This window comes from Streptomyces sp. CA-243310 (assembly GCF_050936775.1).
Taxonomy (GTDB): Bacteria; Actinomycetota; Actinomycetes; order Streptomycetales; family Streptomycetaceae; genus Streptomyces.
In genome coordinates this window covers 3,126,322-3,147,949 of sequence record NZ_JBNJMF010000002.1, presented here as the reverse complement: position 1 = coordinate 3,147,949, position 21,628 = coordinate 3,126,322, and the positions used below count along the sequence as shown (strand labels likewise).

At 72.1% G+C, this 21,628-nt stretch carries 11 protein-coding genes; 9 read left to right on the top strand and 2 right to left on the bottom strand.

Annotated elements, in window-relative coordinates:
* Nucleotides 1-220 precede the first annotated feature (220 nt).
* From haaT to haaN, 4 genes are all read left to right on the top strand, one after another.
* On the top strand, nt 221-2,998 hold the full coding sequence (haaT, locus tag ACQEVM_RS31685) for a cyclophane-containing RiPP biosynthesis TPR protein HaaT (RefSeq protein ID WP_433084694.1): 2,778 nt from the start codon (nt 221-223) through the stop codon (nt 2,996-2,998).
* A gap of 105 nt (nt 2,999-3,103) precedes the next feature.
* Nucleotides 3,104-3,295: a HaaA family cyclophane-containing RiPP peptide gene (gene haaA, locus ACQEVM_RS31680; RefSeq protein WP_351376913.1), complete on the top strand. Its 192-nt coding sequence runs from the start codon at nt 3,104-3,106 to the stop codon at nt 3,293-3,295.
* 13 nt (nt 3,296-3,308) lie between these two features.
* A complete protein-coding gene (locus ACQEVM_RS31675) occupies nt 3,309-4,460 on the top strand; it encodes an FxsB family cyclophane-forming radical SAM/SPASM peptide maturase (RefSeq protein WP_433084692.1) in 1,152 nt (383 codons plus the stop codon).
* A 54-nt stretch (nt 4,461-4,514) separates the two neighbouring features.
* Nucleotides 4,515-5,018 (top strand): cyclophane-containing RiPP N-acetyltransferase HaaN, encoded by a 504-nt coding sequence (gene haaN / locus ACQEVM_RS31670; RefSeq protein WP_433084690.1) that lies wholly within the window; start codon nt 4,515-4,517, stop codon nt 5,016-5,018.
* A 1,240-nt stretch (nt 5,019-6,258) separates the two neighbouring features.
* Here the strand turns inward: haaN and ACQEVM_RS31665 are convergent.
* Complete coding sequence (locus ACQEVM_RS31665; RefSeq protein ID WP_433084688.1) at nt 6,259-7,095, bottom strand: LuxR C-terminal-related transcriptional regulator; 837 nt, start codon at nt 7,093-7,095, stop codon at nt 6,259-6,261.
* Between the two features lie 314 nt (nt 7,096-7,409).
* Between ACQEVM_RS31665 and ACQEVM_RS31660 the strand changes: the two genes are divergently transcribed.
* The 5 genes from ACQEVM_RS31660 (at nt 7,410) to ACQEVM_RS31640 (ending at nt 20,328) form a co-directional block, all read left to right on the top strand.
* Nucleotides 7,410-8,753, top strand: coding sequence for an MFS transporter (locus ACQEVM_RS31660; protein ID WP_433084686.1), 1,344 nt, complete (start codon nt 7,410-7,412; stop codon nt 8,751-8,753).
* Nucleotides 8,713-12,114, top strand: a complete 3,402-nt coding sequence (locus ACQEVM_RS31655; protein ID WP_433084684.1) for a type I polyketide synthase — start codon at nt 8,713-8,715, stop codon at nt 12,112-12,114. The genes ACQEVM_RS31660 and ACQEVM_RS31655 overlap by 41 nt, the downstream gene beginning before the upstream one ends.
* Nucleotides 12,111-18,113, top strand: a complete 6,003-nt coding sequence (locus tag ACQEVM_RS31650; protein ID WP_433084682.1) for a MupA/Atu3671 family FMN-dependent luciferase-like monooxygenase — start codon at nt 12,111-12,113, stop codon at nt 18,111-18,113. The genes ACQEVM_RS31655 and ACQEVM_RS31650 overlap by 4 nt, the downstream gene beginning before the upstream one ends.
* A complete protein-coding gene (locus tag ACQEVM_RS31645; RefSeq protein WP_433084680.1) occupies nt 18,110-19,417 on the top strand; it encodes a M18 family aminopeptidase in 1,308 nt (435 codons plus the stop codon). Before ACQEVM_RS31650 ends, ACQEVM_RS31645 begins: the two co-directional genes overlap by 4 nt.
* A gap of 77 nt (nt 19,418-19,494) precedes the next feature.
* On the top strand, nt 19,495-20,328 hold the full coding sequence (locus ACQEVM_RS31640) for a thioesterase II family protein (protein WP_433084678.1): 834 nt from the start codon (nt 19,495-19,497) through the stop codon (nt 20,326-20,328).
* Here the strand turns inward: ACQEVM_RS31640 and ACQEVM_RS31635 are convergent.
* Complete coding sequence (locus ACQEVM_RS31635; RefSeq protein WP_433084676.1) at nt 20,315-21,592, bottom strand: M6 family metalloprotease domain-containing protein; 1,278 nt, start codon at nt 21,590-21,592, stop codon at nt 20,315-20,317. The genes ACQEVM_RS31640 and ACQEVM_RS31635 overlap by 14 nt on opposite strands.
* Nucleotides 21,593-21,628: the final 36 nt, after the last annotated feature.

The window sequence follows — 21,628 nt, the reverse complement described above, 5'->3', positions numbered from 1 at the left end:
CGCCCGGCGTAGAAGCCATGCACAGGTTGGCTGATACGAGCCGGTGTGTGGCGGGGAGCTGACCTTGACCAGGGTCCGTGAGAGCTGGTCCGCTTGTGCGCGATAGGGCGTCGGATTCGGGGGTTGCGTTCGTGACCAGAGCTACAGCTGGAAAGCTGTGCCGCGCCACAGGCGGCCGGCCCGAACGGACCAATCCCTGCTCCGTCAAGACGACCCACGCATGAGGCTCCGGCGGGGGATTTCCGTCGCCGTCGTGGCCGCCGGCGGAGCCGTTACGACCATGCTCGTGGGCCTCGTCACCAACGCCGTGTCCGAGTCGCAGTGGCCCGGGTGGCTGGGGTGGTTGCAGCGGCATGGCTGGTTCTCGTTCGCTTTGCTCGGCGGGGCCATGGTCGGGCTGGCGGTGCTGCTTGCCGCGCTGTCGGAGTCGGGGGCGCCGGAACGCCGCGCTGCGCCGACGCCCCAGTCAGAGGAAGGGGCGGTGCCTCCGGGTGCTGCCCTCGTGCTGCGGTCCCTGCCGCGCGACACCACCGCGTTCACCGACCGGACCGCCGAACTCGAGGCGCTGGTACGGTCCGTACGGAACTCGCAGGAGAGCGGCGAGGCGCTGCCCGTGCATGTGATCGATGGAATGCCAGGGGTCGGGAAGACGACGTTCGCCGTACACGCAGGACATGTGTTGTCGGAGCGATTCCCGGACGGCCAGCTCTTCGTGAATCTCAACGGGCACACGACAGGAAGGCCCCCCGTCCAGGCCACGGAAGCGCTGGCATCGTTGCTGGCGGCGACCGGAGTGCCGGCGCAGCGGATCCCTGTCGGCGACGACCTGGGTGCGGTCACCGAGGCGAGGGCGGCCATGTGGCGGAGCCAGCTCGCGAACAAGAAGGCACTGCTCATCCTCGACAACGCGTCCAGCTATCGCCAGCTGGAGCCCCTGCTCCCCGGCGGGAGCGACTGTCTCGTGCTGGTGACGAGCCGGAAGCGGTTGGCTGCGTACGAGGAGGTGGTCCTGCCAGTGGAGGCGTTGCCGGCGGAGCATGCGGTCGACCTGTTCGTACGCCTCAGCGGGCGATCGGCGGAGTCGCTCGATCGGTCCGTCCTCGAGCAGTTGGTGGAGCTGTGCGGGTACCTGCCACTGGGGGTGTCGTTGCTCGCCGCGCGGCTGCGCCATCGCCCGTCGTGGAGCGCCGAGGATCTCCGTGCGCGTCTGGTCACCGCCGGGGACCGGCTGGGAGAGCTGCGAGCTGGGGAGCGCGCGGTCGCGGCGACGTTCAGCCTGTCCTACCAGGACCTCACACCTGAGCGGCAGCACTTCTTCCGGTGTCTCGGCCTCTACCCTGGAACCGAGCTCGATGTCTTCTCCGGGGCCGCGCTCGGCTCGGTCTCGGTGGCGGCGGCACGCGAGGGACTCGACACGCTCTACGACGCCCATCTGATCGAGGAACAACCGGGAAGCCGGTTCCGGCTTCACGACCTCCTACGCGACTATGCCCGCGGTCTCGCCGACGAGGGAGGCAGCATGACCCCTGTTCATGCCGTTCAGCGCGTGTGCTCCTACTACCTGGCCGTCCTCGCTGTCGCGAACAGACACATTGCCCGCAACGGCGCCTCCGCACCGAATTCTCCGGATGGCGCCGCCCAGGTCGAGACCCCTCCCATCGATTCACGTACGGCGGCTCTCGGCTGGCTGGAGGACGAGCGGGCCAACGTCCTGGCCTGCATCCGAAGGGCAAACGACCTCGCGCTGCACGAGTTGGTGATCCACATGGCTGCGGCGATGGCCCCCTTCCTGCGGCAGGCCGGGCCCTGGGACCAAGCCGTTGGCCTCCACCGGACCGCCGCCGAGGCCGCCCGGCACACCGGCGACCGGCGGGCGCTGGCCAACGCGCTGGCCGAGCTCGGAGTCGTCCGGCGCTTCATGGCGGCCTACCCCGAGGCCATTGAGGCACTGAACGAAGCGGTGACGGAGTACGAGGCGGTCGGCGAGAAGCGAGGCAAGGCCGCCGCTCTGAACCAGGTGGGCATCGTCTGGTACATGACCGCGGACAACGACGCCTCTGCCCGGGCGCAGACCGAGGCCCTCGTGCTCTATCGGGAAGTCGGCGACCGTCTCGGCCAGGCGAACGCGCTCGCGGACCTCGGCATGGTGCGCAGGCAGACCAGCCGGTTCGACACAGCGGTTGCGGCACAGACCGAAGCGCTGGCGATCTACCGGGAGCTGGGCGACCAATATGGGGAGGCCAACTCACTGCGGGACCTTGGCATCGTGCACTGTCTCCTGGGCGAGTATCAGCTGGCTGAGCAGCGCCACCGTGAGGCATTCGACATCTACCGGGAACTCGACGACCGGGTCCACCAGGCGTACGCCCTCAACGAGCTCGGAGTCGTACGGCGCCTGACCGGCGATCCCACCGGAGCGCGGGAGGCTCACACCCAGGCACTGGAGTACTTCACCGAGCTCGGTGAACGGTTCGGCCGCACGAACAGCGTTCGCCACCTCGGGGTACTGGACCGCATGGACGGGAACGTCACGGAGGCGATCCGGCTGTTGGACGACGCCCTGGGCTCGTACCGAGATCTCGGCAGCCGTGGTGGCGAAGCCGCCGCTCTGGGAGAGCTGGGTGCGGCGCGCGGGGTCGCCGGGGAGCGGGACGGTGCCGTCGAGTTGTTCCGGCGGAGTCTGGACATCCTCCGAGAGCTCGGCGACCGGTGCGGTGAGGCGGAGGTCCTGAACCACTGGGGGACGCTGCTGCACTCCTCCGGTGACTGGGCTGCCGCCCGCGGACTCTTCGAGCAGGCGCTGGGGCTGGCCCGCGACATCCGCTGCCCGCTTGAAGAGGCACGGGCTTTGGAGGGGATCGGCCGTTGCGATTGGACGGCCGGCGAACGGGCGCGGGGCGAAGGGGCGCTGCGTGAAGCGCGCAATGTGTACCGACGGTTGGGCATCGGCGGGGCGGCAGATGTCGTCGAGCGGCTCATTGCGTCGCAGGCCGAGTAGCGGGGCACGTGACCGGATTCGATATGTCGCCGAGGGTAGCGGCGCTGCTACCTTGCGGCTGGTCTGCCACCTCAATCGCCGTTGCACTGCCCCGAGGAGCGTCGAATGCCGTCACGTACGCCCGTCCCCGCACCGCATGCTCCGGTACCCGGCGTCGCGGAGTCCATCAACGGTTCGGCCGTACTGGATCGTGTCGCCGTCCGCGTACGGCAGCGGCTGGCGGCCGAGCAGACGGCGTCGAACCACGCCGGCGAGGGTGGTCACCAGGCTTCGCTGATCTGGACCTGGCCTCTTTGAGCCGCTCCGCTCGATGACACCGCGCGCGGACGCCCCCTTTCGGTCGTTCATCCTCAAGGTTGCCAATCGCTGCAACATCGACTGCGACTACTGCTACGTCTTCAACTCCGCTGACCAGGCCTGGCGGCACCTGCCTGCCCGGATGAGTACGGACGTGGCCCGGGCGGCTGGGCTGCGAATCGGTGAGCACGCAGCGGTGCACGGCCTGCGGAGCGTGCACGTCGTGCTGCACGGCGGTGAGCCGTTGCTCACCGGCCCCCGGCACATGGCAGACCTGCTCGGCGCCGTACAGAAAGGTGTTCCGGCCGGTGTGCCGGTCCGTTTCGAGCTTCAGACCAACGGGACGCTCCTCACGGAGCCGTGGCTGGACCTCTTCGAGCGGTACGCGGTCGTCGTGGGCGTCAGCCTCGACGGACCGCCGACCGCGAATGACCGGCACCGGTTGACACACGCCTCGCGATCGAGTGCCGCCTCGGCCGTACGAGGCATCGAACTCCTGCGGTCCCGGCCGCACCTGTTCGCAGGGCTGCTCGCGGTCGTCGACCTGGCCAACGACCCGGTCGAGGTACACGACTACCTGGCGTCGTTCGAGCCGCCTGTGATCGACTTCGGCCTGCCGCACGGGACGCACGACGAGCCGCCGCATCGCGACGACCCGAGTGTGCCCGAGTACGGGTTGTGGATGGGCCGCGTCTACGACGCCTGGCTCGCCCGGCCGGAACAGCGGCACAGTGTGCGGATGCTGGAGGACATCGTGGCTCTGAGCTCCGGAGTGCACAGCTCGGTGGAGTCCCTCGGCCTGGCCCCGCCGACGAGCATCGTGATCGAGTCGGACGGCACGATCGAGGGCGTGGACACCCTGCGGTCCGTCGAGGAAGGCGCCTCCTGGCTGGGACGCGACGTCTTCAGCCAGTCCTTCAATGAGGTCCTTCACCATCCGAAGCTCCTGCACCGGCAAAACGGGAAGGCCGCGCTCGCCGATCAGTGCCAGAGCTGTCCTCTGGTAGAGGTGTGCGGTGGGGGCTATCTACCTCACCGCTTCAGCACCGACCGCGGCTACCGAAACCCCTCGGTCTACTGTGCGGATCTGGAGTACCTCATCCGGCATGTTCAGGGCTCCCTGCGCCAGCACGGCTGGGCTCCTCAGACGCTGACGCCCCCGTAGCCACGAGCCGTGCCGCCACGTCAGGATCACGCATGGAAACGAACGAGTGAAGCGATGAAAGAGCGACAGGAGATGTCGATGACCGTGACGATCCGCCCCGCCGAAAGGCGCGACACCGAGGCAGTGGCCGATCTGATCGAGGAGATCGAACGGTTCTACGGATCGACCGAGATCCAGCCGCTCGAGGAGCGCCGCTCCCAGGTGGAGGAGGCGCTCTTCGGCTCCCCGCCGTTGGCGTCCGCTCTCTTGGTCGAGGACGAGGCTGGTGATCTCGTCGGGCTCGCCGCCTACTCGTTCCTCTGGCCGGCAGCCGGCTCCTCCCACTCGCTGTTCCTGAAAGAGCTCTATGTCCGCGGCACCCTCCGCCGCCAAGGCGTCGGCGCCCGCCTCATGGACGAGCTCCGCGCCCTGGCCTCAGCACGTCCCGGATGCAGCCGGGTCGAGTGGATGACGGACCACGACAACCCCGGCGCGCGTGCCTTCTACAAGTCGTTGGGGTTCGCGGAGTTCGATGGGAAGATCGTCTACCGTGTGGACACCGGTACGACGTCAGGGTGAGGCGGGGCTGTGAAGGAATGGCGTTGCGAGCGCTGCGACTTCATCATCGGGCTGGGCTGTGCGTGCCCGCCCGACGGATCCGCGCCAAAAGCCCGCCCAGCGACCTCGCTCCGGCAGGAGTGGCGAGGCTTCCTTGCGGACACGATTCTGATCTCACCGACGCAGTACGCGCACATTCCCGGGGCTTGCACCCATCTGACCGAGGAACTGGTGACCGCCCCGCGCTGGGGATGGATCCCCACACCTCCGGCCGGGCTGTGGCACCGGTTGAGCAGTAGCCATCCGGCGACCGCGACCGAGGGAAACACCACACGGCAGGCGATCAGGCGGTGCGAGGAGTGCCAGACATCGCTGGCGTGATGTGAGCTGCCTTGGACGAGCGGCAGCGCGCCGATGACTGTTGCACGGTGTCGATGCGGCCGGTGACGAGGGTTAGGCGCCAGCGGTGGGTCGACTGACTGCAGTACGACCTGAGGGGGATTTCGATGGCACCGTCAATAAGCTTCTGAGCTGCAACGATGTCCCGAGCGTTCCGAGAATGGGAGCGGAGCGTTTTCGGCAGCTTCCACAGTAGGCTTCTGACCTGGGCCTTTAGGGTTTCCGTCAAGCCCCACGAAGGCGGGGGTCTGTCGCGAACCTCGCCGCAAACCCCGGAGGGATCGCGCGAGCCGTCTCGACAAACATGCTGGTCAGATGGCGTGCGCACCTTCGGGTGCAGATGTCCTCGCGGACACTTTCCCCGGCGCGCGTTCGGTAGCCGACCGACCGCTGACAGCCTAGCGGATCGTGCTGGGAGTGGTCGCATGGATTGCCGCAGGTGCGGGCCGGGGCGAGGGGAAGGATCGTGACCTGGAGGTTCTGATGGCCTGGGGTGGGGACACGGAGGCGCCGCAGGCGATCATGCGGCGGTGGGCGAACTGGCAACACCTGCGGTACGCCCTGTGGAATCGGGAACCACCACCACGCTCTCCAGGGCCCTGGAGAAAGCGGACGGTCGGTACGCCGCCGCGACGGAGGAGGAACCGTCGGGAGGTCTTCGCGGAGAGCCGGCGGGCGGGTACGAACCGGCCTCGGTCGGCCGGCGGTGGCGTCGCCCCGATTCACGAGTCCTGGGAGGAGCAGGTCTGACGTGAAGCCGCATCGGAGAGGACCGCGGCTCGTGCTCCGCGCCACCGATCCCTCCCGCGCCACCCGAATCCCCGACCACCGCCGCCCCCCACCACCCACCCCCCCCAGGGCGTCAGCTCGGGTCGTCCAGGAGGCCCGACGCGGCCAGCAGGTAGCCGAGTTGGGCCCGGCTTCCGCTGCCCAACTCCAGGGAGACTTTGCGTATGTGTTCGGCGACGCTGCGGCGGCTCATGCCCAGTCGGCGGGCGATGGAGCTGTCGGTTTCGCCGCCGATCACCGCGCGCAGGATGGTCCGTTGCAGGTCGGAGGTGACGATCGGGCCGCGGGAGGCGGAACCCGTGGGGAGGATCGGGGTGGAACGCTCCCAGGTCTGGTCGAAGTACCGGGTCAGGAAACGCACCAGCGACGGGTCGTCGATGTGCAGTGCGCCCTCGGCGGGTTCGTCGGACAGTTGGATGAACGCCACGTCCTGATCGCAGATGATGACGCGTTCGATGATCTCGGCCTGGCTGCGGACCTCGGCGCCGGCCGCCGTGACCTGCTCGATGTACCACATGGTGGGTCGGTGCGTCTGGACGGTGTGTTGGTAGAGGGTCCGTTGGCGCACGCCCCGTTCCAGCGCGCGCAGGTCCCGCTCCAGGGCCTCGGTGAGGGCCCCTTCGGGGCGTCCGCCCCCGGGCTGCACGGTGCGCAGCTCCTCCCGGCAACTGCCCACGGCCGCCTCCAGCGTGGCGCTGATGACGTCCTGGCCGACGAGTCGGACCGGGGCGGGGCGCGCCGCGTCCTGCTCCTGCGCGTACACCGCCTCGAAGGCGGACAGTCGGGCCTTCGCGGCGCGCACGGAGCGGCGCTGCCGCGTCAGGAGGTCCTCCAGGGGGCCCATGGTCGCGAAGGTCGCGGCGGCGGGTGTGACGGGCACGGCGTACCCGGGGTCCTCGCGGTCCTCCATGACGAGATGGAGCCTCCACAGGCAGGACGGCAGCCCCTCGCGCGGGGCTCGGCCCTCGCGCAGCGCCGTGCGGTAGGCGGTCAGAGCGGCCTTGCAGGGCTGGGGGTTTGGGGGCGATTCGTCGCAATCGCATCCGACTGTGCCGAAATGATCTTGCTTCACAACTGTGCACATTACATTCGTGCAACCCGATATCCCTATGAGCGCAGGGCCGCCGGTTTATGTTCGCCAGGCACTCTGCGCGGGCGTTCGAGGGGGAAGTCATCCATGTCTGGTTCGGTTCGGGACGACGCCTTAGCGCCACAGGCCCACCCGTGACCTCCGGCACGGCTCTCAAGGAGCGTCGGTACCGGATCCTGGTGGCCGGTTACGCGATCTCCTCGTACGGCACCTTCCTCAACCTGGTCGCACTGAACCTGTACGTGTACGCGGTGACCGAGCGGGCTCTGGCCGTGGGCGCGTTCATGACCGTGCGGTTCGCCGCCGGGTTCCTGACCGGCCTGGTCGCCGGGCCGCTCCTGGCCCGCTGCTCCGCCAAGGGCGCCATGCTCTGGGCGAACCTGCTCCAGGCGGCGGCGATGCTGCTCCTCGTGGTGGTGCCGGACGAGTACCACACGGCCTCGCTGTTCACCGTCTCCGCCGTGGTCGGCGCCGCGGGCACCCTGTTCATGGTCGCGTTCCGCAGCTCGATCCCGCACATGGTCGGCGAGGGCCGCACCACATGGGCCAACTCGCTTATGGTCAGTTGGCGTTCCATGGCCATGGTGGCCGGCTTCGCCTCCTCGGGCGTCGTGGTCTCGCTGATGGGCTACACCGCCGCCTTCCTCGCGGACATGGCCACCTTCCTGGTCTGCGCCCTCACCGTCGCCCTGCTGCCCATGGCCCGGGACGCGGCCGACACCGCGACCGACGGCGCGAAGGGCAAGGGCGACCCGGAGGGCGCCGAGGGGACGCAGGGGAAGATCCGGTCCTCCGCCGCTCTCGCCGCGCTGGGAGCGGCCCCCGCCCTGCTGCTGATGGTGGCGTTGCGCGGGGTCGACGCACTGGGATCGTCCTCGCACAACGCGGCCCTGCCCGTGTACTCCACCCGACTCGACGCCGACTCCCCGGCCGTCTTCGTCAGCGTCTTCTGGTGCGTGTGGGCCATCGGGAACGTCCTCGCCCAACAGGTGCTGCGCCGGTACGCGAAGCGCACCGAACGCGCCGTCGGATCCCTCGGCTTCGGACTCGGCACCATCGTGATGTCGGGCACCTTCATCCTGGCGTTCGCCGGGTTCCCGTGGGCCGCGACGATCGTGATCGCCCTGCTCGCCGGGGCGGCCGACGGGCTCACCGAAGTCTCGTACACCTCGCACCTGCAGACCCTCCCCAGCGGCCTGCGCACCCACGCCTTCGGGCTCTCCGCGACCGTCGAGAACCTCGGCTTCGGCGTCGGGATGATCGTGGTCGCGACCGCGCTGGACGCCTTCACCCCGCTGTCGGTCGTCGCCGTCGCGCACGGCGCCGCCATCGTCGTGGCCCTGGTCTTCGTGGCGCAGGTGCTCTGGCAGCGCAACGCGTCGCGGAAGGCGACGGCGGACAGCGACGAGGGAGGGAACGGCGATGCGGGACCGGCGCGTGGCAGTCATCGGGATGGCGCTGAGGTTTCCGGGGGCTGACACGCCCGCGCGGTACTGGGACGACATCCGCTCCGGCGCATCGCACGTACGCCCCTTCACCGAGGCCGAGTTCGCGTCCGCCGGGTTACCGGAGGACCTCTACCGGGCCCCGGACTTCACCGGCGCGAGCGCGCTGCTGCCCGGCATCGACGGCTTCGACGCAGCCTTCTTCGGGATGAGCGGCCGCGAGGCCACCCTGACCGACCCCCAGCAGCGGCTGTTCCTGGAGTGCTGCCACCACGTGCTGGAGGACGCCGGGCGCGCCGGCACCTCCGAGCGGGTCGGCGTGTACGCGAGCATCGGCTACCGCCTGTACTCCCTGCACAGCTACCTCGCGTCCCAGATCGGCCGGCAGGGCACCTCAGGCACCTCAGGCACCCCAGGCACCGCGGCCACCCCGGGCACCCCAGGCGCCCAGGGAGTCCCGGGTGCTTCGGGCGACTGGGCCGAGGTCAAGCAGATCCAGGTCGGCAACCACCCCGACTTCACCGCCACCCGGGCCGCCTTCCGGCTCGGACTCACCGGGCCGGCCGTCAACGTCGCCACCGCCTGCTCCAGCGGCCTGGTCTCCGTCCACCTGGCCTGCCAGGCCCTGCTCGCCGGCGACGCCGACCTGATGGTGGTGGGCTCCGCCGCGCTGCACCTGCCACAGATCACCGGGCACCGGCACGTGCGGGGGTCGACGATCTCCCGGACCGGCGCCGTACGGGCCTTCGACGCGGCGGCCGACGGCACGGTCGGCGGCAACGGGGTGGCCGCCGTCCTGCTCAAGCCCCTGGCGAGGGCGCTCGCCGACGGGGACACCGTGCACGGGGTGATCCTGGGCTCCGCCGTGACCAACGACGGCGCGGACAAGGCCGGTTTCGCGGCCCCCGGCGTCGCGGGCCAGCGGGACGCGGTGCTCGGCGCACTGGCGAACGCCGGCGTCGGGGCCGACACGATCGGCTATCTGGAGGCGCACGGCACCGGCACCTACAAGGGCGACCCGATCGAGTTCGCCGCGCTCACCGAGGCCTACCGGCGGCACACCGACCGCATCGGATTCTGTGCCCTCGGCTCCACCAAGCCGGCCATCGGACACCTGGACAGCGCCGCCGGGCTCGCCGGACTGATCAAGGCCCTGCTCGTCCTGCGGCACGCCACGATCCCCCCGCTGGTGAACCTCACGCGCCCCAACCCCCTGCTGGGCGTGGAGAGCAGCCCGTTCACGCTGCCCCGGCGGGCCGCACCGTGGACCGTCGACGGGCCGCGCCGCGCGGGCGTGCACTCCATCGGCATGGGAGGCACCAACGCGCACGTGATCCTCGAAGAGGCCCCCGCCGCCCCCGCACGCCCCTCGGGCGGCCCGGTCCCCGCCCTGCTGCCCCTGTCGGCGCAGAGCCCCCGAGCCCTGGACGACAGCGCCCGGGCACTGCGCGACACCCTGCGCGGGCGCCCGGACCTCGCCCCCGCCGACGTGCTGACCACCCTGGCCCTCGGCCGGCGTCATCTGCGCCACCGGCTCGTCGTCACCGCGCCCGCCGGGCGCATGGCCGACGCCCTGGACGCGTACCTCGCGGACCCGGCGCGGTACGACGGCGCGCAGTCCCCGGCGGTGCGGGCGGCGAACCCGGACCGCGCCGACGGGGTCACCGCCCACCACACCGGGACGGTCGAGGCGCAGGCGCCGATCGCGCCCGGGTTCGTCTTCAGCGGCCAGGGCAGCGGCCGGCCCGGGATGGCCGGCGCGCTCGCCGCGCGTTTCCCCCAGGCGGCCGAGGTGCTCCGCGAGTGCGCCCGGATCCACCGGGAGGAGACCGGAGAGGACCACTTCCTCGACCGGATCGTCGCCGGCGAGGGACCCGGCCGGTGGGACACCGACTTCGCCCAACCGGCGATCTTCGCCCTCCAGATCGCCCAGGCCCGGCTCTGGCGGCACCTGGGCGTGACCCCGTCCGTCGTCGCCGGACACAGCGTGGGGGAGTACGCGGCCCTGTGCGTCGCGGGCGCCCTCACGGTCGAGGACGGCATGCGGTTGCTGTGCCGGCGCGGCCGGCTCATGCAGGGCACCGAGCCCGGCGCCATGCTGGCCGTGTTCAGCCCCCTGGGACGCGTACGGGAACTCCTCGACGCCCTCGGACGGTCGGCGCACGGCCGCCTCGAACTGGCCGTGTCCAACGGACCCGCGCAGCACGTCGTCGCCGGCCGGCCGGCCGCGGTGGAGGCGGCCCGCTCCTGGCTCGCCGAACGCGGGGAGACGAGCGAACCGCTGCCCGTCGACCGCGCCTTCCACACCGCGCTGCTCGACCCGGTGCTGGACGCGTTCCGCGCCGTCGCCGAGAGGGCCGAACTACGCCCCGTGCAGGTTGATTTCGTCAGCGGGATCGACGGTCGGACCCGGCCGGTCGGGTGGCTGCCCGATGCCGATCACCTGGTCCGCCAGGCCCGGCACACGGCCGACTTCCACGCGGTGCTGAGCGCCCTCGCGCCCGCCGTCGGAGTCCTCGTCGAGCTCGGACACGGCGCACCCCTGACCGGTCTGGCCCGCCGGGCGGTAGCCGGCACCCTCTGCATCCCCACCTGGCCCGCCGCCCGCGCCGGGCGCGAGGGCGACGATCCGGACGGCCCGTGGACCGCGGTGGCCCGACTGCACTGCGCCGGCGTCGCCATCGACTGGGCCGCGCTCCTCGACGGCTGCGCCGGTCGGCGCGTCCCGCTGCCCGTGTACCCCTTCCAGCACCGGTCGTACTGGACCGGGCCCCCACCGCATTCCGGTCCCGAGGCGGACCGCGCACCCACGAACCACGGCTCCATGGAGGACGGCATGACCGAACGGGACGTACTCAAGCGCGTACGCGAACTCACCGCGCGCCACCTCGGTTACGACCTCGCCGAGGTGCCTGCCGGGCAGACGTTCATCGGTCTCGGCGCCGACTCGCTGCAACTCATCGGCATGTTGAGGCAGTTGGAGGCCGAGTTCCGGGTGCGGATCACGATCCGCGACGTGCTGGAGGACGCCGGCACCCCGGAGCTGACGGCCCGCCTGATCGCCTCGCGCTCCTCGGGCACCCCGCTGTTCGCCGAGCCCGAGGAGCCCGCCCCGCTGACCGTGCTCGCACCGGCACCCCTGCCCGCTCCGGCGCCCGTACCCGTGCCCGCTCCGGCGCCCGCGCCCCTGCCGGCTCCGGCGCCCGCACCCGTGTCCGTGGCGGCGCCCGCACCCGCAGGGGAGTCCGCGCGCCCTGCTGCCACCGAGTACGCGCACCGCGCGGAGATCGCCGAGCTCAGCCGTCAGATCGACCTGCTGGCCGAGACCCAGGCCGCCATGCTGGTGCAGCTGTCCGAGGCCGTGGCCCTGCTCGGTGCCGAGCGCGCCCGATGACCGGCACCGCGGCCGACCGCGCCGCCGCGCTCTCCCGGCAGCTCACGGCGCAGCTCGCCGCCGCCAGGGCCCGCCTCACGCCACCACCGCCGCCCGAGCCGACGCCCGAGCCGACGCCGCCCCCGACACCCGCTCCGCCGCCCGAGCCGCCGTCTTCGCACGGCCCGCGCGTCGTGCTGCCCGAGGGCTCCGGGATGGTCGGCGACGGCGCCGACCGCTCCCGGCGCGCCCACGCCGCCGACCTCGGCCGCCGCCTGGTCGAACGCACCCGCACGTCGAAGGAGCTGGCCCAGAGCCGGCGGGCCGTGCTGGCCGACAGCCGGGCCGTCGTCGGCTTCCGTCGCTCCACCAAGGAGACCCTGTACCCGCTGGTGGCCCGTTCGGCGCGCGGCGCACGACTCACGGACGTGGACGGCAACCAGTACACCGACATCACGATGGGCTTCGGCGCCCTGCTCTTCGGGCACGAGCCGGAGTTCGTCACGGCGGCCGTGCGCGGGCACCTCGACGACGGCCTGCGGTTCGGCCCCCGGCCGGTCGAGGCCGGGGAGGTCGCCCAACTCCTCGCCGACCTCACCGGCCTGGAACGGGTGGCGTTCGCGAACTCCGGCACGGAGGCCAACTCGGCCGCCCTGCGCCTCGCCCGCGCAGCGACCGGACGCGACCGCGTCGTCATGTTCCGCGGCTCCTACCACGGACACATCGACTCGGTGCTGGGCCGCCCCGGCCCGGAGGCCGGACGCGCCGTACCCGTCGCCCGGGGCATCCCGGACAGCGCCGTCGCCGAACTCCTCGTCCTCGAATACGGCAGCCGGGAAGCCCTGGAGACCATCGACGCGCTCGGCGACACCATCGCCGCCGTCATCGTCGAACCGGTCCAGTGCCGCAACCCCGCACTGCGCCCCGTCGAGTTCCTGCGCACCCTGCGCGAACTCACCCGGCGGCGCGGCATCGTGCTGCTCTTCGACGAGATGCTCACCGGCCTGCGCCCCCACCCCCGGGGCGCACAGCACCACTTCGGCGTCGTCCCCGACCTCGCCACCTACGGCAAGGCGCTGGGCAGCGGCTTCCCGATCGGGGCGATAGCCGGCCGCGCGGACATCCTGGACGGGGTGGACGGCGGTTTCTGGCGGTACGGAGACGACAGCCGGCCCGAGGTCGAGACCACCTTCTTCGGCGGCACGTACATGCAGCACCCGCTGTCCATGGCGGCGGCCAAGGCGGTCCTCACCCACCTCACCGCCGAGGGCCCCGCCCTCCAGGAGCGGCTCAACGCCAGGACCGACGCCCTCGCCGACGACCTGAACGGCTTCTTCCGGGACGAGGAATTCCCCCTGGAAATGGCCCACTTCGGGTCCATGTTCCGGTTCACCCACCGGGCCGACATGGAACTGCTCTACCAGCACCTCCTGACGCGCGGGGTCTACGTCTGGGAGTGGCGCAGCTTCTACCTGTCCACCGCCCACACCGACGCCGACGTCGAACGGGTCTCCGACGCGGTGAAGGACTCGCTGCGCGCCCTGCGCGCCGGCGGCTTCTTCCCCACCACCCGCCCGGGCGGCCGGTCGCGGCCGGCCGCGCGGCCCGCCCGCCCCCGGCCCGCCCCCGACTTCGGGATGTACTTCTTCGGCGACTACCCCGACACCGACGAAGGGACCGCCGGTGCCGCCGGTGGGCACGTGCCGCGACCCGCCGACGCGTACGCGCGGATCATCGAGACGGCGCGCTTCGCCGACGAGCGAGGCTTCAGCTCGCTGTGGGTTCCCGAACGACACTTCCACTCCTTCGGGGGCCTCTTCCCCAACCCGTCCGTCCTCGCGTCCGCGCTGGCCCGGGAGACCGACCGCATCCGGCTGAACGCCGGCTCCGTGGTCCTGCCGCTGCACGACCCGGTCCGGGTCGCCGAGGAGTGGTCGGTCGTCGACAACCTCTCCGGCGGGCGGGTCGGGATCGGCTGCGCGACCGGCTGGCACGCCCAGGACTTCGCCCTCCACCCGGACCGCTTCGCGCGCCGCAAGGAGATCGGGTTCGCCCACCTGGACGACGTACGGACCCTGTGGCGCGGCGGAACCCTGCGCCGGACCACGGGGAGCGGCGCGGAGGTCGGGATCCGCGTCCACCCCCGCCCGGTGCAGGCCGAACCCCCGATGTTCTTGGCCACCTCCGGGCGCCGGGACTCGTACGAGGCGGCGGCGGAACGCGACCTGGGCATTGTCACCAACCTGATGAACCAGACGATCGCCGAGCTGGCGGAGAACGTCCGCCACTACCGCAAGGCGCGCGAGCGGCACGGCCTCGACCCCGACACGGGCCGCGTGACCGTACTCCTGCACACGTACCTCGGCGAGGACCACGCGACGGCACGGGCGCAGGCACTGGAGCCGATGAGCCGCTACCTGCGGTCCTCCCTCCAGATGCGCTCGGCCGCCGGCGCGCTTGCGGGCAACCCTCGGGACGTGGCCGGCGCGAGCGACGAGGACCTCGACTACCTCTTCCGCCGGGCGTACGACCGGTACTGCGACGAACGCGCCCTGATCGGCACGCCCGAGACCTGTGCCCCGGTGGTCGAAGCACTGCGACGGGCGGGCGTCGACGAGATCGCCTCCCTCGTCGACTTCGGCATGCCGGCCGACCTGATGCGGTCCGGACTGGAACGGCTCGACGCGCTGCGGGCCCGGTTCCACGACCCCGACCTGCACGACCCCGGCTTCCACGACCCCGGCGAGGCCGCCGAGGAAGCCGTGGCCGAGGTCGTCGAGGGGCCCGTCGACGTGTCCGCGCCCGCTACCGACGCCCAGCGCCGGATCTGGCTCGCGTCCCAGCTCATCGGTGACCCGGCCGCCCACAACGAGATCCAGGCCGTACGGCTGAGCGGAGCCCTGGACGCGGCGGCCCTCGGCGAGGCCGTCGCAGGCCTCGTGGAACGGCACGCCGCGCTGCGGACCGTGTTCCGCGCGGGCACCGGGGACGAGACGGTCCGACAGGTCGTCCGGGCCGACGCGGACATCGCGCTGCGGTCGAGCGACCTGCGGGACCACGCCGACGCGGACGCCGCCGTCGCCGCCGTCCTGACGCGGGAGAGCACGCGGCCGTACGACCTGGCCGAGGGGCCGCTGTTCACCCCGCGCCTGTTGGCCCTCGCCGACGACGAGCACGTCCTGGTGCTGGGCATGCACCACATCGTCACCGACGGGCACTCCGCCACCCTGCTCGCCGCCGATCTGGAGGAGTTGTACACGGCCTCCGTCGAGGGACGTGCCGCCCGCTTCACCGTGCCCGCCGGCACCACGGTCGGCGCACCCGAGCCCGAGCGGGACCCGGCCGACCTGCGCTGGTGGCAGGACCGGCTCACGCCGCCGCCGGCCGCGCTCGCCCTGCCCACCGACCGCCCCCGGGGTCGCCGGGTCGCCGGGAGGGGCGCGGCCGTCGAGATCCGTCTCGACGCCGCCCGCACCTCCGCGCTCCAGGAATGGAGCGGGCAACGGGGCGTCACCCTCTTCGCCACGCTCCTGACCGGCTGGCAGCTCGTCCTGCGCGAGCGCTCCGGGCAGGACGAGTTCGTCGTCGGCTCCACCTTCGGCCGGCGTACGCCCGAGACCGCCGACACGGTCGGCTTCCACGCCTGTGTGCTGCCTCTGCGGGTGTCCCTGACGGACACGACGTCCCTCACCGACGCCGTGCGCGCCACGCGCGACGCGTTGTTCGACGCCGACGCCCACCAACACGTCGACCTCGACGCGCTGATGACCGCCGTCAACCCCGACCGGGGCCACCCGCGCCCGCTGATCACCGTGTCGGCCGATCTCGACACCGCCCCGCTGACCCGCGTCCACCTGCCCGGACTGCGCGCCCGAGAGGTGCCTGGCGGTACGGAGTCGGCGCCGCTGGAGATGGCCCTGATGGCCATCCGCAGCGGCTCCGAACTGCGCTTGCGCCTGCGCCACGACGCCGACCTGTTCGACGTGGGGACGGCGCGCGCCCATCTGGACGACCTCGACCGGATCCTCGCCGCGATGGCGGGCGGCGACGCCGAACGGGTCGGGGACACCGCGGCCGGCTCCGCCGTCGTCGTGTCCGCCGGCCAGGTGCCGCAGGAGCTGCGGACGATCTGGAAGGCGGTCCTGAAGGTCGAAGAGGTCGCCGACGACAGCGACTTCTTCGACCTCGGCGGCAACTCGATATCGGCGATCCGCCTGATCAACCGGGTACGCGAGACGCTGGACGTCGACTTCGCCATGGCGGACTTCTTCGCGGACGCCAACCTGGGCGCGATGGCCCGCCGACTGGCGGGCGGGCAGGACCCGACCGGCGGGTACGACCCGACGATGGGGCGCGACTCCGCGACCGCGCAGGACCAGGCCACCGGGCACGACCCCGCCACCGCGCAGGACCCGGCCACCCCGCAGGACCCGGCCACCGCGCAGGACCCCGCCACCGCGCAGGACCCCGCCACCGGGCACGGCCCCGCCACCGCGCAGGACCCGCCGCCGGTCCGGCCGGTGAAGGTCCCCGCCCCGCGCGAGGGCGAGGTCGTCGAGCGGGCGCCGGTCAGCGACCAGCAGGAGCGGATGATCGCGGGCCACCTCTCCGTGCCGCAGCCGCAGGTCTGGAACATGCCCACCCGGATCCGCTTCCGGGGCGCCCTGAAACCCGACGCGCTGCGCGCCGCGCTCACCGAGCTGGTGGCCCGCCACCAGGCCCTGCGCCTGCGCTTCGCCCGGGACCCCGACACCGCCCGGGACCCCGACACCGCCCGGGACCCCGACACCGCCCGGGACCCCGACACCGCCCGGGACCCCGACACGGGCCCCGGTACCGCCCAGGACCCCCGCACCGGCCGGGAATGGTGGCAGGAGGTGTTGGCCGCCCGGCCCGTCCGCCTCCCGATCGAGGACCTGACCCGGCTGGCGCCCGCGAAGCGGACCGCGCGGGCCGACCGGGTGTGCCGCCGGCTGGCGGACACCCCCATCGACATCACCCGTTCGACGCTGGCCCCGCTGAAGCTGCTGCGGCTCGCCAAGGACGAGTGGCTGCTGATGTTCGTCCTGCACCACATCGCCGCCGACGGCTGGGCACACTCGATGCTCGTCTCCGAGCTCGCCGAGTTGTACACGGCCGCTGCCGAGGGCAGGGCGCACACCCTCGCGGCGCCGGCTTCCCAGCCGACGGACTACGCCCGCCACCAGAGGGCGACGAAGGACCCCGCGACCGAGGCCCGACGGGCCGCGTACTGCGCTGCGTACCTCGAAGGCGTGCCGACCCGTTCCGACGTCCCCACGGACCGGCCGCGCCCCGAGAAGCCGAGCGGCGACGGCGGCACGATCCGCGGCGTGGTGCCCGGCACCGTCCGCACGGCCGTCGAGAGGTTGGCGACGGCCCGCAGGGTCACCCCGTTCGCGGTGTCGGCGGCGGCGCTGGGCGTCCACCTGGCCCGGCTCTCCGGTGTGCGGGACATCCTGTTGAGCGTCCCGTACGCCAACCGCGAGCGCGTCGAGTTCGAATCGCTCGTGGCGATGACGACGACCGCCGTCATGGTCCGCGTCCGCGTCGACCCGGACGAGAGCTTCGCCGACCTGGTGGGCCGGACCGGCGCGGAGGCCATGGCCGTCATGGCCAACGTCCTGCCCACCGCGCGCATCATGCGGGCGATGCGGGACGCCGGGGCCACCGAGGTGCCCGACCGGGTGCCGTACGTCCTCGGGTTCCAGAACTACCCCGACACCGACATCGAGATCCCCGGCCTCCAAGTGGAGGTGGAGGACCTCGCACCGCCGGTGTGCCGGGCCGAGCTGGTCTTCGGGCTCTCGCCCCGCCGGGACCCGTCCCTCGGCTACCGCACCTTCCTGGAGTACTCGGCCGACCTGTGGGACGGGCGCACGGCCGAAGGCCTCCTTTCTTCCTACGCAACGCTGCTCGCAGACCTGAGCGCCCAACCCGACCGTCGGATCGCGGCCCTGCTCAGCACTCAACCGACGCCCCGAGAGGCGGAATCCGAATGACTCTGGTCAACGACCCCAGCCACGCCGAGGACCTGCTCGCCTTCCTGAAGGACAGCTCCTCGCCCTACCACGCGGTGGCCGAGTCCGCCCGCCGCCTGGAGAAGGCCGGCTTCACCGAGCTGAGCGAGACCGAGGAATGGACCGGCGGCACCGGAGGCAGGTTCATCACCCGCGCCGGCGCCCTCATCGCCTGGTACGTCCCCGAGGGGGCCCCCGCGCACACCCCCTTCCGGATCATCGGCGCGCACACGGACTCGCCCAACCTGCGGGTCAAGCCCACGCCCGACACCTCGTCCGCCGGCTGGCGGCAGATCGCCGTGGAGGTCTACGGAGGCGTCCCGCTCAACACCTGGCTCGACCGGGACCTCGGCATCTCGGGTCGGATCAGCCTGCGCGACGGCGGGTCCACCCTCGTCAAGATCGACGAACCCCTCTTCCGGGTACCGCAGTTGGCCATCCACCTGGACCGATCGGTGAACGACGGTCTCGCCCTCGACCGGCAGCGCCAGACGCAGCCGATCTGGGCCCTGGGCGCCTCGGAGCCCGGCGCGCTGCTGCGCCGGATCGCCCGCGCCGCCGACCGGGACCCCGACCAGATCCTCGGTTGGGACCTGATGCTGCACGACATCCAGCCTCCCGGACACCTCGGCGAGGAAAGCGAGTTCCTGGTCTCCTCGCGCCTGGACAACCTGGTGTCCGTGCACGCGGGCGTCACCGCGCTCACGGCCGCCGCCGAGGCCTACGCGGGGAACACGGTCCCGGCGGAGGGTCCGCGGATCCCCGTGCTCGCGGCCTTCGACCACGAGGAGTGCGGCAGCGGCTCCGAGACCGGCGCCCGCAGCCCGCTGCTCGAACGGATCCTGAACCGCTCCGTCAGCGGTCGCGGAGGCGGCGGCGAGGACTGGTCGCGGGCCATCGCCGGATCGTTCTGCGTGTCCTCCGACATGGCCCACGCCGTGCACCCCAACTACAGCGAGCGCCACGACCCGGACAACCACCCGCTGCCCAACGGCGGCCCCGTGGTGAAGGTCAACGTCAACCAGCGGTACGCCACCGACGGCACCGGGTTCGCGGCGTTCGCCGCCGCCTGCGAGCGGGCCGACGTGCCGTGGCAGCGGTTCGTCTCCAACAACGCGATGGCCTGCGGCACCTCGATCGGCCCGCTCACCGCCGCCCAACTCGGCGTGACCACCGTGGACGTGGGCATTCCCGGCCTGTCCATGCACTCCGCGCGCGAGCTGGTCGGCGCCCAGGACCCCGGCTACCTGACGCGGGCCCTCGCCGAGTTCGTCACGACGGGCTGACGCCCCACGCGCAGAGGGCCGCGGCACCGCCCGCGGCCCCCTGCGCCCCGACCCACGCCCTCCGGGAGAGACCGAGCATGTCCGCACGAAACGTCGTCATCAAAGGCGCCGACCCGCGGGACGCCGTCCTGCGCGTCCTGATCCTTCCGCACGCCGGCGCCGGCGCGGCGGCCGGTCTGGCCTTCGCGGAGCGCGCTCCGGCCGACTGGCTCGTCGCCACGGCCCGGCTGCCCGGCCGGGAGTCCCGCCTCCGCGAGGGCGTTCCCGCACTGCCCGGCCTGGTGGCCGAGGTCGTCACCACCCTGCACTCGCTGCCCGGCACCGCCCCCCTGATCGTCGTCGGCGTGTGCTCCGGGGCGGTGATCGCCCTGGAGGCCGTGCGCGCCGTGCAGGGCGCCGGCGGCGACCTCGTCGCCGGGCTGGTGGTCGTCTCCCAGTGGGCGGTGACGGAGGAGCCCGACCCCGACCGCCCGTCCCTGCGCGACGTGGACGACCCCACCCGCGTCCTGGAGATCCTCCGGGAGTTCGGCGGAGTACCGCAGTCGTTGGCCGCCGACCCGGAGATGCTCGGTCTGGTGCTGCCGGCCATCGTCGCGGACATGGTGGCCGTCGAGGACTACACGTCGGGCCCGGAACCGCTCCTCGCCTGCCCGCTGCTGACCGTCTTCGGGGACGCGGACGACCTGTGTCCCGACGAGCGGACCGAGGACTGGGCCCTGTTCGGCGAGAACGTCCGCGGCGCCTGGGTGCCGGGCGGACACATGCTCCTCACGGACAGCCCGGAGGCGGTGGTGGACGCCCTCGTCGGCAATCTCGACCAGTTCACCGCGGGCCACGCCCCCCAGGCCCTGTCGTCGACGTCTCGCCTGGCCCGCGGCGCCACTTCGACGACAGGGCCTACGGCCGGGTGACGCGCACCTGGAAGCTGCCGTTGCGCAGCTCGCCCACCACCGAGACGCTGATGCCCGCCTTGTCGTCGCTGAAGGTCTCGCCCGGCCGGAACGGCGCGTCGGACAGTTCCGCGTGCACGTTCGGCCGCCGTGTACAGCCTCCGCCGGCGTTCGTGCTGTCGGACACGGTGATCGGTCCGCGCCCGGTGTCGATGTCGGAGTCCACCTTGTAGATGAGGACGCCCGGTTTGCAGACGGACTCGTCGTTGCCGGCCTGGGTGCGCACCTCGATCGCGTACCCGACGCTCTCCGACAGCGGTACGAAGGCCAGTTTCGTGCCGCCCCGCACCGCCAGCGGGGACAGCACGTGATCACTCACCCCTGACTTGGAGGCACAGCTGATCTGGTCGGCGTCGAGCCAGCCCAGCTTCCACTTGTGCCAGCCCAGCAGGTCGTTGTTGGAGCCCCAGTCCTCGCTCATGATGTCCCAGTGCCCGACCGTGCCGCCGCCGTCGGAGGTGTACAGGTCGGGCAGCCCGAAGACGTGCCCGTTCTCGTGCGGGAGCACCCGGTACCCGGTCTGCCGGTAGGTGCCCGAGCCGTCGTCCTGGCGGCTGTAGACGAAGGACGTGTTCGCCAGGGGCACCCCGTCGGCGACGGGGGCCTCGCCGTTGCCGGAGAAGGTCACGGACAGGACCGTGTCCAGGGCGGAGGGCCCCGCGTTCGGGGTGACGAGGATGTTGACGAGGTCGTACCGGCTGAAGTCCACCTCGGAGTCGGCGGCCTTCGCGATGTGCTCGACCAGCTGGCGGTACCCGGGCTCGTAGGGGGAGCCGCGCCCGATCCCGTACGCCGCGAACGGCATCGGCATCCGCAGCCACGTCCTTATCGGTGCCTCGGCCACGTAGGTGAGCCGCCCGTAGGAGCTGGTGCGGAACCAGTCGGCGGTCTGCGGGAAGAACTCCGCCATCCGGTCGAGGGCCGTGCCCTCGCCCTTGGCGTCGGGGAAGTCGATCATCAGGTTCAGGGCCCGTACCTCGCCGGTGGACCGCGAGTACCCGGGGGGCGTCGGCAGTCCCTCGGACATCTGGACGCCCATGGTGCCCGTGATCCGGCAGGGGGCCAGCACCGATTCGGCGCTCGTGGACACGGGCCCGGCCGCCGAGTGGCCACGATGGGAGGTGCCGTCGCTCGCCGTCGCCGAGACGCCGAGGGCCAGCGCGGTGAGGCCGATGTACGCGCAGGTACGGCGTGGTGTGCGTATCCGGTGGCGGGTCTGCGGCATGGAGATCGCCTTCGGGTCCGCGGCAGCCGGCCGGGC

Bases quoted from the DNA above. Each gene is read 5' to 3' on its own strand.
- ACQEVM_RS31645 (WP_433084680.1), top strand. From the start codon at position 18,110: ATGACTCTGGTCAACGACCCCAGCCACGCCGAGGACCTGCTCGCCTTC.
- ACQEVM_RS31665 (WP_433084688.1), bottom strand. From the start codon at position 7,095: ATGGAGGACCGCGAGGACCCCGGGTACGCCGTGCCCGTCACACCCGCC.
- ACQEVM_RS31650 (WP_433084682.1), top strand. From the start codon at position 12,111: ATGACCGGCACCGCGGCCGACCGCGCCGCCGCGCTCTCCCGGCAGCTC.
- haaT (WP_433084694.1), top strand. From the start codon at position 221: ATGAGGCTCCGGCGGGGGATTTCCGTCGCCGTCGTGGCCGCCGGCGGA.
- ACQEVM_RS31640 (WP_433084678.1), top strand. From the start codon at position 19,495: ATGTCCGCACGAAACGTCGTCATCAAAGGCGCCGACCCGCGGGACGCC.
- haaA (WP_351376913.1), top strand. From the start codon at position 3,104: ATGCCGTCACGTACGCCCGTCCCCGCACCGCATGCTCCGGTACCCGGC.
- haaN (WP_433084690.1), top strand. From the start codon at position 4,515: ATGAAAGAGCGACAGGAGATGTCGATGACCGTGACGATCCGCCCCGCC.
- ACQEVM_RS31675 (WP_433084692.1), top strand. From the start codon at position 3,309: ATGACACCGCGCGCGGACGCCCCCTTTCGGTCGTTCATCCTCAAGGTT.
- ACQEVM_RS31635 (WP_433084676.1), bottom strand. From the start codon at position 21,592: ATGCCGCAGACCCGCCACCGGATACGCACACCACGCCGTACCTGCGCG.